Genomic DNA, 12,675 nt, shown 5'->3' with positions numbered 1-12,675 from the left:
ATGAACAGCAAGCCGCCTGACCTTCACCCAACGCCATCACATATAGCTCGCCGTGCCCGCGCGCACGCGACAATCAGGCGGCCTTCGTCGTAGGCGTACGCTTTTGGCGCAACTGAACAAGTAGGAACGGCACGGTTTGCCTTGGCATTGCCGGTGTGTGCCGGTGCATCCGGCATGCTCATTGCCCGGGCAAGCGGCCCCGGTCTCCCTCCTCTCGGACCGGGGTCGTGCTCGTGGAGCAGCCCTCAACGTCCAGGAACTTTGATCCTGAACGAAGGTTGATCGCGACATTTCACCTTCCAGAGGAAACCTTCGTGAAAAAAACAGCCCTTGCGTTTGCCCTGCTTGCAGTCTTGCCTCACCATCCTCCGCGCAATCTGTCGGCGAGAAGACCGGCGTGAATTCCGCGCTTGGAATTGCGCCGAAGACCGAAGACTTCATCAAGGAAGCCGCCATGAGCGACATGACGGAGATCGAAGCGGCCAAAATCGCGCAGCAGAAGAGTAACGCCGACGAGAAACGATTTGCGGAAATGATGGTGACCTACCGCACCAAGACGAGCGGCGAACTCAAATCGATGGTCCCCGACAATCTGAAAGCGGCGATCCCGGCTTCGCTCGATGACGCTTCGCAGAAGAAGATCAAAAAGCTGCGCGACGCCAAGCCCGAGGATTTTGCGTCGGAATACGACCCCATGCAGGTAAGCGCTCATAAGGATGCGGTGTCGCTGTTCGAGCGTTACGCGAATGCCGGCGACGATGCCAAGCTGAAGGACTGGGCGGGTAACACCCTGCCGGCGCTCAAGCACCATCTCGAAATGGCGCAGACGCTCGACAAGAATCGTAAATAGGTCCAGGCGACCACAACACAAACGGAAAGCCCGGCCGAAGCCGGGCTCTTGTTTTTACTTTACGGCTTCTGGCCGCCCTGCTGGCCGCCCTGTTCGCCGCCTTGCTTGTTTTGGCCCGGGTCCTGGTTTTGCTGGCCCGGCTTCTGGTTCGGGTTCTGACCCTGCTGGCCGCCCTGGTTGCCCTGCTGGTTCTGCTGTCCAGGAGTCTGCTGCTTGTTGGGATTCTGCTCGTCTGCCATGTGAACGTCCTTTCGCTTCGTGGATGTCAACAATCATGCTCGAAGATGACTCGTTCCTAATCTCGCTGCGCAGGCCGCAAACATCGTCACCAGTCAGCCCAGCTGACACGCCGGGTTACAAGCGCGGCTTCTCGCGCTCCATGACGACGTCTTTTGCCTGCTTGTCTTTTCTCAGGCCGAGATAAACGGGGTGCCGCATCTCGCCGGAGCTCGTCCACTCGGTAAATTTCACCTCGGCGACGAGTTGCGGCTTCACCCAGGTGGTGACCGCTTCGTCCTTTACCTTTTTAGGGAGATTTGGCGGCTTTGAGCCTGATCATGCTTTTGTGGAGCTCTTCGAGAGTATCGTGGCTGAAACCCGTCCCGACATGCCCGATATAGCGCCAGCCATTTCCTTCCCGCAGCGCAAGTGTAAGCGCTCCGAAAAACGGTCTCGTCCTCCGCGGCGCCGTAAATCCCGCGATCACCACTTCCTGGCGTTTCGAGGTTTTGATTTTCAGCCAGTCGTCGGTTCGCGCGCCTGACAGGTACTTGCTGTCGGCGCGTTTTGCCATGATGCCTTCAAGACCTTTGCGCTCGGCCTCCTCGAAGAATTTCACGCCGAAAGTCTTCCGGTTGCGGCTGTACCCGATGAGCCTATTTTTCGGCAGGATAGCCTTAAGGCGCTGCTTACGCTCCGTGAGCGGCAGGCCACGAAGATCTTCGCCATCCTGAAACATCAGGTCGAACGCGAAGTACTGCAGTTTTGCTTCATGGTGAAGGGCATTCTGCAGCAGCTGGAAATGCGACACGCCATCCTTGCCGATCGCGACGAGTTCTCCGTCGATGACGGCATCGCCTCTGACACCTTCGAGCGCCTGTGCGACTTCGCTATAGCTATGGCTGATGATCTTGCCGTTGCGGCTATACAGCGTCACCTTGCCGCGGTCGATTTTAGCGACCATGCGGAAGCCGTCATACTTGTCCTCAAATATCCAGCCCTTATCGTCGAACGACGCGTCGGTCAGCGTTGCAAGCATCGGCTGGAGCCGCTTCGGCAACGTGGATACGCGCGCCATTACGATGCACCCGCTTCGAGGACGTTCCGAAAAGTGACCGAGTAGCGCAGGCTTTCGGCTCCGGGAATGCTGTGCTGCCATTCGGTGCGCGATGGACCGCGGAGAAGGTAGATGGAGCGCGGCTCTGCAACGAGAGTGTTCCTCTCGAAGCCCTTTTCATCCACCTGCGCAACCTGAAGGTGCGTGACGACAACAGGGAAACGCCCGCAACATCGCCAAAGACGGAGCGGTCTTTGTGCCAGCCGATCCCGGCCCCAGGCGCGTATTCGGTCACGAGGACCTGCTGGAAGCTGTGAGGCGCAAGGCCGGCAAAGGCTTCGGCACGGGCGCGGAGCGCCGTCAGGAATTCGGGCATGTCTTCGGTTCTTGTGAGGCCGCCGCCATTGAAATCATAGCGCCACCCGAAAGAAACGGTGCGACGCTTTCCCGTGAAGCCGCGGAATTCGAACTCCCGGAAGGGGAGTTTTTCGACATCAGTTAATAACTGACGCTCCTCCTCAGCAGAGAGAAACTCCGTCTCATACTTCATACCCTCCGGAAGGAGACCGCGTCCGAAGAGATCGAGTGTCGCGTTACTTGTCGGCACTCGGCTTTTTCCGCTCCGGCGCTGTGAGGGCCTTATGGTCACCCCCGGTCACCCTGCCCCGCCTTTACTTTTGTCCTGGCGATCTTGAGGCGATCCTGAGACAGCAAACGGCTCTCGTCATCGCTTTCCCTGATGCGGCCTTTCGCATCGCAACGGATGTAGCGCTTGTCCCCGCGCGGCTCGATCAGCCCACGCTTCGCCGCCGCCCGCCAGTTCGGAGTTCGCTTCATGTGGCCTCCCCGGCTTCATTTATGCGTGTCCCAACTAACCGCAGAGGCGCATGGTTCCGTTTCGGGCGCGTCCGCCTGCTGTGCAGGCGGCCGCTAGTCGCAACCCTTTTCAGGACAGGAACCAAGGCCGGGCCGCTCCGTTGGAGCTCACTTTCGAGGACGGCGCCGATGTCAAAGAACGATGAGCTCCGCTATGGGGCACCCGGAGAGAACGCGGTTCATATCTGCGTCGATATGCAGAGGATGTTCGCGGAAAGCACGGCATGGAAGATGCCGTGGCTGCCGCGCGTCCTGCCCAATATTGTTGCGGTGACGGCGGCCCATCCCGAGAGGACCCTCTTCACGCGCTTCATCCCGGCGCAGAAGCCCGGCCAGGGCGCCGGCATGTGGCGGCGTTATTACGAGCGCTGGGGATCGATGACGATCGAGGAGCTTGGCCCGGAGATGATCGGCCTCGTCAAGGACCTTGCGCAGTTCGTTCCACCCGCACGCGTCTTCGACAAGCATGTCTACTCGCCGTGGACGGGAAGCGATCTTCACGAGCAGCTGCGCGCGGCGCGCGTCGATACGATCATCGTCACCGGCGGCGAGACCGATGTCTGCGTGCTGGCGACCGTGCTCGGCGCCGTCGACTGGGGTTACCGCGTCATTCTTGTCACCGACGCCCTGTGCAGCTCGGCTGACGAAACGCACGACTCCATGATGAATATCTACATGAACCGCTTCGGGCAGCAGGTTGAGTGCGTAACGACCGAAACGCTTCTCGGCAACCGGCCGGGCGGCTCCAGGGGAAGGCTCGTGTCATGAATAACTGTTTCCTCGTCCAGATTCTCCTCCCAAAGGAGCGAGGCAATGGCGAGCCGGTTTCGCAGCGTGGTTCGAGGAATTCCTTGAAGAACTGACGGACCGGTTCGGCGGCGCGACCAGCTTCATCCGAGCACCGGACCAGGGTCTACGGCGCAGCGGCCACGAGACCGAGCGGGACAATATCGCCGTCATCGAAGTCATGGCTGCGAAGCTCGCGCGCCCGACTTCTGGCGCGCCCTGCGCGAGCGGCTCGAACGCGAGCTTTCAAAGAAAGAGATCGTCATCCGCGCTCAGGAAATCATCGCGCTGTGAGGTCTTAGGAACGCTATCCCATCCCCGGCTGTTTGCAGTGCAGACCCCACCCGGAAGGACACCATGGGCTTTTCACCAAGGACATTAAAACGCTGGCGCTGGCTACCGCGCGCCGGTAAGGAAGCCGCCGCGTCGCAGGCTGAGGACCGCGCGATCCGCTAGCTTGGCTCAAGCCTGTTTCCTGTCCGAGATTGCCCAGCGTGCCAGCGCGGCTTCTCCTGCTTCGGTCAAGGCGCCAAGCGTTGTCTGCCCCTTCCTAGCGCACTGGACAAGGCTGTCCGCGATGAAAGATCTCAGTTCATGATTGACGCCGTCCGGCCGGCCTTGGCAGAGCCGTTCGAGAACGGCTTCCATGCTTGCAAGTGTGCGGCGATCGAAGCTTTCGAGGATCATGGAGCTTCTCCTATTCCGACTAAACGAACTAAAGAGCCGAGCGTTCCAATTTCGGAACTGACGTTGCAAAGTCGGGAACCAAGCTCAATCGTGGAGTATTGGACCTGAATGCCTGTGATCGCAGCGGCCATGGCGCATCCCGGTATTGTTCTGCGCAGGGTTGGATCGAGCTCCGCTTTCAAAGAGCATGCGGAGCTGCCGTCTGCCGCAGCGCTGGACACCCAGCCGCCACGAAAAGAGAACGGGAAAGCGAAGAAGCGAACTTCAGCAAAGCCTTCCAAAAGGAACGAAAAATCCGAGCGCGAGGTCGCAGCAAAGTACGAGAAGGAAGAGAGGCAGCGGGAAAAGCAGCGGGCGAAGGAAGAGGCTGAGGCCGCGAAAGCCCGCGATAAACGAAGGAGGCTTACAATCTTGCCGATCGTCGGCAGTCGCGGACTAGGGGGCGATGATGATGGCGCCGGCTTTTCGCATCTGCCGTTTGAATAAGGGAACGAGAAGCGAATAAAGGAACACGTCAGCAGTTTTTGCAAATCTTCCCCACCGTTCTGTCTGCCTTGTTGTTCTCTTGATCTATCTTAGCGTCGCTATCCTGCGTGTTGGTTGTCGTCGCTTCCCGATGCCACCGGCAGGCGCCGCACTCTGCGCGCTGGCGCCCGAAGATCCTGAAGAGGTCGCAGTACCGGCGGCATTGGTGCCGGTGCCTGTCCGTCCGCTGCAGATCCGTTTCTTTCTCCAGTTCCCTGATTAGTTGACGGGGCTGTTCCAGGAGCGGCTGCAGTGCCGGTTGGGCTGCCGGTCAAGCCCGAAGTTGTGCCGGCCGAATTTGCCGCGCCGGACGCGGCATTTCCCGTGCCCGAAGGAGAAGAACTCGTACCGCCACCGCCCGCAGCTGAAGAGGCTGCGCCACCTCCGCCTTGAGCGAAAGAGGCACAGGGAAGGACGATTACCATAGCGAGGGCGAGACAAACGATTTTCATGCTGCGATTCCTTTTAGCGACCAAGCGGCCTCCGGAAATTTAGTTCATATCGCTGGCCCGTCCGCCGAAGAAGTGGTCGGTGACGCAAACGGAGCTAGGAACCCGGACTGCCATGGAGGCATAGTCTGCGCGCCCCGCGCTTGCGGCCGCCTCATGCTCGCGACCAATCGGCATGCGCAACTGATACGGCCGCGGAGCGCGTTTGGAGCGCTGATCTCGACACACTTCTCGTCAGGTGCGTTCCTATACATTGCAACCTGAGATACCCCATATTTTGATTTGTGGATGCGCGAAATTTCGGGGGCGGCCGGTTGCCACGGGCGGATTGTGGAAGAAAACCGACCCGCCCCCCGGCCATAGGGCCAACGAGCCATCACATGGACGCGCTCCGACGCCGGTACCGGGTTGTGCAGTTCGGTGTCAGAGGCAAACGCAACAGCCAGATCGAGGACATTGTCCTCGTCCAAGTCCGGAGTGACTCCTGCCGCACCAGGAAGGAGAAGGCTTCTGCAATTCGCCTAGCGACCGGCCATATAATTCAGACGGCCTCGCTAGAGTCGCGCTTCTTCAATACCGAAAAGCGAGACTCGACTGACGCCTGGCTCCGGCCGAGTGCAGCTGCAATGTCTTTGAATGACGCCCCGTTCGCCTTCATCTGTAAAAGCTGTTCTTCGTCCTCTGCGGACCAAATTGTCGAAGTTTTAGAAGCCCCAGTACGGACCATTCCCCCCACCACTTCTTTAGACTGTCCAAGTGCACGCTGTGAGGCAAATTATGGCAGCCATTCGTCCTCCTACAACCGCTTGTAAGTTGGACGATCGTTTACCGCACGCTGCGATTAGTGTTCTGCGTCTTGCTGATAGCCTGTGTTCACTAGTGGACCGAAGCTGGGTGAGAAGTAAGGCCGCATCAATGGGCGGCCGCCCCTAAGCAGCATCCCTCTCGTCTCCTGCCTTGCCGGCAGCGCGGTCTAGGTGTTCGGCGCTAAGCCGATTGGGCTGCGGTGGAGGGGTGTCCGTTTTTTCAAAGCCGATAATTTCTTGCGGGCCGGTCGGGCACCTGCGGACGCGACGCCGCAGATTTCGCAACTATTTTTGCCTGTGCACGTTTCTGGAAACCTGCGGGATGACGTCCGTAACTGTGCGGCCGGAAGTTAGGGCGGACTGGTTTAGAGTTTTGGATGGCCCCCTACCCCACGCGGCAGCGTCACGCCGCGTCGTCCTCTTCGTATTCGGCGTCCATCCAGGCCGGCCAGGCGCCATCGTCGTCATGATCAAACGGCACGCCAGCGTGGGCTTCATACTGCGCGACGGTGATCTCGCGTACCGGGCCGGACGGTTTGTCTTCAAACAATTCCGGATGCGCGGCGTCCCATTCACGCCTGCCGGCGGCGCGCTCTTGCCGCTCTTGGTAGCGCCGCTCCCACTCTCGGGTGCCGTAGTCGTCGCGCGGCGCCGATGGCGTGGCATAAATGCGCGCCCTAAGCGCCGCCTCATCGGCCTCAGTCCAAGGCTTGCTAGGTGGTGGTGCAACTACCGGCTCGGGCTCAGGCGCGGCTGGCGGGTTTTCATCTGGCAAGTAGTGAAAGCCCAAGTCACCCTCTTCGCCTTCGTTGATGCCGAGCACGCGGCCAACCCATTTTCCCGCAGGATTGCCCTTGCCGAATGTTCCCTTGATAAGCTCCATCTTGCGGTAGAAGTCCGGCGCTTCGTCAGCGTCCGCATCCGCCTTCAACACGTACATGCGCTGCGTGAATTCATACCCGTCGTCGTGGCGCCGAAAGGTGAAAGTTTCCCAGTAGTCTGCAAACGCGCTGCCCTCGGTTTCATGCGCCGTGATTGTGTACCGCTTGATATTTATCCCGAGGCCGAGGCTGGGCTGCTTGGCTGCCTTCGGTTTGGCCTGCTTGGCCTTGCTCGCCTTCTCGGGCTTCACGTAGCCGGTTGGCGGGCTCTCGTCGTAACGCTCATCCTTGAGCCATCGCGCCAGGGTGTATCGCGGTGCATCCGGCTTGCCTTGTGCCGCCCATGAGGCTTGCCATGCCGCAGCGGCCTTGATCACGGCAGTGCGATCCATCTCGGCCGGGAGCGCATCCCATGCCTTACGGGCCTCTATCTTGCCTTTAGCGTGGGCGTAGGCGCGCCATAGCGCCTCGAATGACGGCTTAACAGCGGCTGGGGTATCGGCGCGCTCTTCCACCGCCGTCCCGCCCGCAGCGGTGGCCGCAAGGCCATCCGCAAGCAGCGGCGCCGCAGGCGTGGCGGGGTCAATCTCTCTTTCTGTAGACCCGTCCGTAGGCGGGTCCAGTAAGAGAGTCTTTGTCCCGGTGATGTGGGACGCTAGGTCGCTTTGCGTCCCAGTAGAGTGGGACACCGCTGTCCCAGTAGAGTGGGACACTAAGGGAATCTCTGTAGCGTCCCGGTGATCTGGGACGCTAATCGGCAAAGTGCCTTGCGCCGCCAGTTCCAAGACATTGAGCACAGGCACGTACCGGCTACCACCGCGCCCCTTACCTGTATGGGTGCGAACCAACCAACCGCATTTGATAAGGAGCATAATTGCGCGCTGAACGGCGCTGCGGGACAGGTGGCGAGCACCGTCCGGCGCACGATCGCGCATAGTCTTGACGATATGTCTTACGGAGGCGAGAGCATCGCCATACTTGGCGTGCATGTACCAGCCGATCATGAACCGATAGACCGTGCGGGCTGGATCTGTGAGTCGCAGGTCGTAGTCAACAAGCTGGGCCATGCGGAACTGCGCCACCGGCCCGGTCATGCTGTCGACTTTATAAGTCCAGTAGGCGCGCGTGAGAGACTCGCCGCCTCGGCCGGCGGCCTCAGACGTCGGTGCTGGCATCGGCCGGAAGCTCCATGAGGGCCGCGAGGGCCATATCTGAAATAGCGCGGTTGAATTGGTCGCCGAACGCGGCAGTGCGCTCGTGGAAAGCGTTGGGGGCCACGGTCCAACAGCGATCCCCGCCCCGCTGGCGAAGAGCCAGGTTGAAGAGTTTGAGGTGGTCGTTTAGCTGCAGATCGAAACGCGCGAGCGTCGTCGAGCCCGGTGGGCTTGGTCTGATGTCAATTATTCGCAATGCGGGATTCCCGTGGTGCGGGTTGCTCCTTTGGAGCGGTGCTCTCGGCTAAGGGCCGATCGTGCTTAGGCGGCCTTGGCGGCCGGCTTATTATCGTTCGCCGCGTCAGCAGTAGACTCTCGCCGCCGCGCCGCCATCCATGAATCAAGGTCGACGAGCGCGTAGACGATGGTCCGGCCGAGTTTGAAGTAGCTCGGACCGCCGCCATGACAGCGCAGTTTATCGAGCGTCGATTTGGATAGCCGCAAGTGCGCGGCTGCTTCGGGGACTTTAAGGTGCATGCTGTTGCCTCCATCGGTTGCCGCGATTGTCGCGGGTGTGGAAGCGATATAGCGACGGCCTATCGCGTTATCACGGCAGAATAATCCTATTATTCTGCATCAGACATTCGGTCTCGAAAGTATCGGACGGCGACGCCAATCTGGCGTTCCGAATAGCCAAATTTCTTCGCGAGCGCCGCAGCGGCCTCTTCGTATGAGAGGCCCATTCGTGACATTTGGTCTTCAAACTCCGTACCAATCTCAAACCAATGCGAGGGATCGGATTTCGGTTTTCCGCGCCCCTTCTTGGGTGGTCGCAGAAGGCGCGCCGCAAGCGCCTGCAACTCTGCCGACGCCGTGCCAGTACGCAGTCTCTCGACAACAATCGTGATTGCATCTTGCGTCCGCCCCTCGGCAAGTGCGCCGCGCGCCTCAACGGCGTAACAATCGAACGTCTTCGGCAGCGGCGCCATCACTTACCCTCCAGTGCGGCAGCAAGCGGCTGGCCCGGCGGCTTCAGGATCATGTCGACCATCGCGGCCAGCGCCTCGAAAGCAACCCGCTTCTCATCCAGATACTCATAGCGGTCATAGGTTTCGCGGACGCCGCCGATAACGTGTCCCATGCAGCGCTCAGCGTGATCGGCGTCCACCTTGGCGCGGCTCATCAAGCTACGGCCGGTGCGGCGCAGGTCGTGAAGCTGCCACTGCTTCATGGGTGCCCTGCCCTCTTTCTTGCGGATCTCGGCAACGATCCGGTCCAGCTCCTTCTTGGCCTTGCTGAATCCGCTGAAAGGCTTGGCCCCATCCAACTGGCCACCGCTGGTCGTGGTGGAGAAGACGAACCAGGAGTTCTTTTTACAGCCGGCGGGCCTCTCACAGATCAGCTCGCTGATAGCTGGCGGGACCGGGATGACGTGATCCTGCTTATTCTTGTACCGCGAGCCGGGGATGATCCACAGATCGCCCTCAAGCTCATCGGTGTGCATTCGGGCCGATTCGTTGCGACGCGTCATGGCGAGCAGGAGCGACTTCACGAAACGCGGATAGCAGGCTGGCTGTTCGATCTGGTCCAAGGCCGCCCAAACGTCCCTGATCTCGTCGTCGGCCAGGATGCGCTTGCGGGCGCGCTCCTTCGGTTTCGTCTTGGCCATGCCCCGGACGATCGGCGACTTGAATTCATCGTCCTGGACCATTTGCCAGTTGAATGCCTTCCGGACGTGCGCCAGCACCCTGTCAGCCATAACCGGTCCGCTCTCGGCCTTCACCTCGTTGAGCAGGGTCGTGATATCGCTACGCTTCAAGTCGTAGATCGACTTGTCCCCTATCCGGGGCCGGACATGATTGGTGAAAGCCGCCTTAACCTGATCGCCGCTGCGGAGCCCGTCGACATGGTCCTTTTCGAAGGCGTCGAGCACGGCATTGACGGTGTTGATGGCGGCCAGTTCCTCCCGCTTGGCCTCAGCCCGGGCCTCCTGAAGCTCACCCTGGGGGTCCTTCTTGTCCGCCACCTCGCCCGCCGCCTTCTTGGCGAAGTCTCGGGCTTGTTCGGCCGTAATGTTCCCGTGCAGCCCCAGCCCGAGCCAGCGCTGCCTGCCCGTGGTCTTGTCGCGATAGCGGTATCCAAACGTCACGGCACCGCTGTCCAGCTTGCGCGCCACGAATCCCTTCACTTCCTTGTCCGCGAGGATCTGTCCCTCGGTCATCCGGTCCACCTGCGTCTTGCTGATCTTGACTTGCATCGTCCCGCCTTCGTGCACACCAAATCATTACGTGGTCTCCGTGCACACGGTATGCACACACTGGAGAGAAAACGCAAGGAAAAGTGTGGCAATGCACGGAAAGCCGATAAAACCATGCTATCCTTACGTTTCTTGGTTATCGAGGAGAATGTTCAATGTTTGGAAAAGGTTGGCCTGCGTGCACGGCCATAACTTTTAATCACGGGGTCCTGGGTTCGAGCCCCAGCGCGCTCACCAAGCCAAATCAAAGACTTAAGCGAATAAACAAGCCGATCCAAAATCCCTTGTGTCTGCACGTGTCTGCAAATCGATTGCCGGTCTGGGCGTCGAGGATGGCGGCGCGGTAGTTGCTCGCGATCGCCACTAGGCCGGCGCGCTCAAGCGGCAGCACGCCCTCTCCGTCCGCCAGATCCAGGCAGATGCGCTCCATGCGCGCGAAAGAGCCCCACTAGGGCCGGCGCAACACCCCAAGCAGGTCGGCGACATCGATCACATCAAGGTCTTCGCGACGGTGGGCGCCGCGGAACGATGGTTTGAGGAGAACGACCCGGAGGGCGTCGCCTTCGAATACGATGTGATCGAGTGATGTGGAGCGGATAATCAGCGCCACATCGTTGGTGGGTTCAAGGCCTCGCGACCCGCTGCTTTCAACGCGTCGGTTGAGAACTGTCCATGTGCCGCGGCATCGAGCAGCTTCGAAGCAACGTACGCTCTGGCGCCCGTCTCGCTTACAGGAATATTTTCGCAAACTTCATCGAGCACCGCCCTGAGCAGCGCAGTCATTTCAGCATCAAACACGCCGAACTCCCGAAATTGAGAGGAAACTGAACGCTGCACAAGCGGAATATATTCGCTTGGCAGCGTTCGCCGCGTATTCCGGTCTGGGCTCTGAAATCCCAGCGCCTTCCAAATTGGCACCTGTCTGTCAAAGTAATGTGACAGCTTCCTCGGCCACATCAACAGGAGTTTGCAGGGCCTGCCAAGGCCCGCCAGCGTGAACCGGCAGCCTGAAACCTTCCCAGGTTTCGTACGTAAAATCTCTATCCGAGGTTTTTGTTAGTTCCCATCTCGGGGCTGGAAATGAACACCGCCGCCGGGACAATGTATTAGAGCCCGGCGGCGTATTTGTTGGTGCCTGAACCGGCGCGCGCCTCGAGCGGCGGCTTCCACCTGAATTTGCAGGGCAGATTTTTTTCTAACCTGAGTTAGTTTTTTCTATGCCCAGCGTCGACTACCCCAATTTTTCTGCGCGTAGAGCAAGGGGTCGACCGGGTGGTTCAACAACTGGGACTGGAGGATTGGGCCTGGCAAATCGCCGCCGACGTGTATCGCTTGAATCTGTATAGCCGACTCACCGGACGAGCGGCCCCGGGAGACGCCGTTTCAGACGAACAGCTTGCCAGAGCAATCCGCGAAAGCTTCACTCAAACGAACGACGGCGCCTATCGAGAAATGGTTGAGTTAGCGACCGATGCCGCTTTATCGGCCTACGATCGTGTCGTCTCACGCAATGTCAAACAGGCGCGCGCTCAACTAGCGAACTAACGGCTCGTCGGCGGATGATGACTAGCCTGCCCCGCAAGAGAACCCCGCCGACCTTGTGAGCCGGCGGGCTTATCTCTACCGCTTCAACCGGCGGCGATGCGTCATCAGCCGTTACCGGACGCCGCTCCGATGCATTGATGCCGCAATCGGCGCGATGTTATGCTAGTCACAGAACCGGGAGTTTCTCGATGCGCAAAATCGCCGTCGCTGTCATGTTCGCCCTGATCGCACAGACCGCATTGGCAGAGGACCATGTTCCAATGTACGGCGAGTCCAAGGACAAGACGGAGGCCGAGAAGGCGGACGACATTCGGGCCGAGCGCGCCTATCAACGCTCCCTCGGCAATGTTCCCAACCAGAAGGCAGTCGATCCGTGGGGAACTGCCCGCGGCGACGAAGCGAAGAAGCCGGCCACGCCGGCCAAACCGGCAGTGAAACATTCGTCCAAGGCCAAGAGCGGCAGCCCCCCCAACTAGCGAATTCTAAAGGGGGGCCGCCAGCGAACCGGCGGGTCAGCGCTTCGCTGCGTTGCCAGCTAATTCCATCGCGAGATCTAGGGCTGCGATTCCAATTTGGTCGGTCG

Annotated in this window: 14 protein-coding genes and 2 pseudogenes; 5 read left to right on the top strand and 11 right to left on the bottom strand. The window is 60.0% G+C overall.

Features of this window, described 5'->3' with window-relative positions; translation table 11 throughout:
* The first annotated feature begins 397 nt into the window (after nucleotides 1-397).
* Nucleotides 398-850, top strand: a complete 453-nt coding sequence (locus IVB46_RS11710) for a DUF4142 domain-containing protein (protein WP_247305571.1) — start codon at nucleotides 398-400, stop codon at nucleotides 848-850.
* Between the two features lie 59 nt (nucleotides 851-909).
* Here IVB46_RS11710 and IVB46_RS11705 read toward each other — a convergent pair whose 3' ends face one another.
* The 4 genes and pseudogenes from IVB46_RS11705 to IVB46_RS11690 all read right to left on the bottom strand — a co-directional run bounded on the left by IVB46_RS11705 (nucleotide 910) and on the right by IVB46_RS11690 (nucleotide 2,963).
* The gene (locus IVB46_RS11705; RefSeq protein WP_247342756.1) at nucleotides 910-1,089 is read right to left on the bottom strand and encodes a hypothetical protein; all 180 of its coding nucleotides are present in this window, start codon (nucleotides 1,087-1,089) and stop codon (nucleotides 910-912) included.
* 115 nt (nucleotides 1,090-1,204) lie between these two features.
* A pseudogene (ligD, locus tag IVB46_RS11700) lies at nucleotides 1,205-2,147 on the bottom strand (non-homologous end-joining DNA ligase).
* Nucleotides 2,147-2,676: pseudogene (locus tag IVB46_RS11695) on the bottom strand (alpha-ketoglutarate-dependent dioxygenase AlkB). Before IVB46_RS11695 ends, ligD begins: the two co-directional pseudogenes overlap by 1 nt.
* Before the next feature lie 95 nt (nucleotides 2,677-2,771).
* Nucleotides 2,772-2,963 carry a hypothetical protein gene (locus IVB46_RS11690; protein WP_247305566.1) on the bottom strand — a complete coding sequence of 64 codons (192 nt, stop codon included), beginning with the start codon at nucleotides 2,961-2,963 and terminating at the stop codon, nucleotides 2,772-2,774.
* Between the two features lie 168 nt (nucleotides 2,964-3,131).
* On the opposite strand from IVB46_RS11690, the gene IVB46_RS11685 reads away from it, so the two are divergent.
* Nucleotides 3,132-3,770: an isochorismatase family cysteine hydrolase gene (locus tag IVB46_RS11685; RefSeq protein ID WP_247342753.1), complete on the top strand. Its 639-nt coding sequence runs from the start codon at nucleotides 3,132-3,134 to the stop codon at nucleotides 3,768-3,770.
* Nucleotides 3,771-4,250: 480 nt separating this feature from the next.
* Here the strand turns inward: IVB46_RS11685 and IVB46_RS11680 are convergent, their stop codons facing one another.
* Nucleotides 4,251-4,475, bottom strand: a complete 225-nt coding sequence (locus IVB46_RS11680) for a hypothetical protein (RefSeq protein ID WP_014494390.1) — start codon at nucleotides 4,473-4,475, stop codon at nucleotides 4,251-4,253.
* A gap of 108 nt (nucleotides 4,476-4,583) precedes the next feature.
* Between IVB46_RS11680 and IVB46_RS11675 the strand changes: the two genes are divergently transcribed.
* Nucleotides 4,584-4,961, top strand: coding sequence for a hypothetical protein (locus IVB46_RS11675; RefSeq protein WP_247305559.1), 378 nt, complete (start codon nucleotides 4,584-4,586; stop codon nucleotides 4,959-4,961).
* Between the two features lie 1,697 nt (nucleotides 4,962-6,658).
* Here the strand turns inward: IVB46_RS11675 and IVB46_RS11670 are convergent.
* The 6 genes from IVB46_RS11670 to IVB46_RS11645 all read right to left on the bottom strand — a co-directional run bounded on the left by IVB46_RS11670 (nucleotide 6,659) and on the right by IVB46_RS11645 (nucleotide 11,345).
* The gene (locus IVB46_RS11670; protein WP_247305557.1) at nucleotides 6,659-8,230 is read right to left on the bottom strand and encodes a hypothetical protein; all 1,572 of its coding nucleotides are present in this window, start codon (nucleotides 8,228-8,230) and stop codon (nucleotides 6,659-6,661) included.
* A gap of 381 nt (nucleotides 8,231-8,611) precedes the next feature.
* On the bottom strand, nucleotides 8,612-8,827 hold the full coding sequence (locus IVB46_RS11665) for a helix-turn-helix domain-containing protein (RefSeq protein ID WP_247305555.1): 216 nt from the start codon (nucleotides 8,825-8,827) through the stop codon (nucleotides 8,612-8,614).
* Between the two features lie 89 nt (nucleotides 8,828-8,916).
* The gene (locus IVB46_RS11660; protein WP_247305553.1) at nucleotides 8,917-9,279 is read right to left on the bottom strand and encodes a hypothetical protein; all 363 of its coding nucleotides are present in this window, start codon (nucleotides 9,277-9,279) and stop codon (nucleotides 8,917-8,919) included.
* Nucleotides 9,279-10,547 (bottom strand): site-specific integrase, encoded by a 1,269-nt coding sequence (locus IVB46_RS11655; RefSeq protein ID WP_247342750.1) that lies wholly within the window; start codon nucleotides 10,545-10,547, stop codon nucleotides 9,279-9,281. The genes IVB46_RS11660 and IVB46_RS11655 overlap by 1 nt, the downstream gene beginning before the upstream one ends.
* Before the next feature lie 244 nt (nucleotides 10,548-10,791).
* Nucleotides 10,792-10,977: a hypothetical protein gene (locus tag IVB46_RS11650; RefSeq protein WP_247305548.1), complete on the bottom strand. Its 186-nt coding sequence runs from the start codon at nucleotides 10,975-10,977 to the stop codon at nucleotides 10,792-10,794.
* 170 nt (nucleotides 10,978-11,147) lie between these two features.
* Entirely contained in the window at nucleotides 11,148-11,345 is a 198-nt protein-coding gene (locus IVB46_RS11645) for a hypothetical protein (RefSeq protein WP_245344256.1), read from the bottom strand.
* Between the two features lie 474 nt (nucleotides 11,346-11,819).
* Between IVB46_RS11645 and IVB46_RS11640 the strand changes: the two genes are divergently transcribed.
* Both IVB46_RS11640 and IVB46_RS11635 read left to right on the top strand, forming a co-directional pair.
* Nucleotides 11,820-12,092 (top strand): hypothetical protein, encoded by a 273-nt coding sequence (locus IVB46_RS11640; protein WP_063983199.1) that lies wholly within the window; start codon nucleotides 11,820-11,822, stop codon nucleotides 12,090-12,092.
* Between the two features lie 188 nt (nucleotides 12,093-12,280).
* Nucleotides 12,281-12,568 (top strand): hypothetical protein, encoded by a 288-nt coding sequence (locus tag IVB46_RS11635; protein ID WP_247305545.1) that lies wholly within the window; start codon nucleotides 12,281-12,283, stop codon nucleotides 12,566-12,568.
* The last annotated feature ends 107 nt before the right edge of the window (nucleotides 12,569-12,675 follow it).

The organism is Bradyrhizobium sp. 61, assembly GCF_023073075.1.
Classification (GTDB): domain Bacteria; phylum Pseudomonadota; class Alphaproteobacteria; order Rhizobiales; family Xanthobacteraceae; genus Bradyrhizobium; species Bradyrhizobium barranii.
The sequence above is the reverse complement of the archived record's forward strand: the minus strand, read 5'-3'. Positions and strand labels throughout refer to the sequence as shown.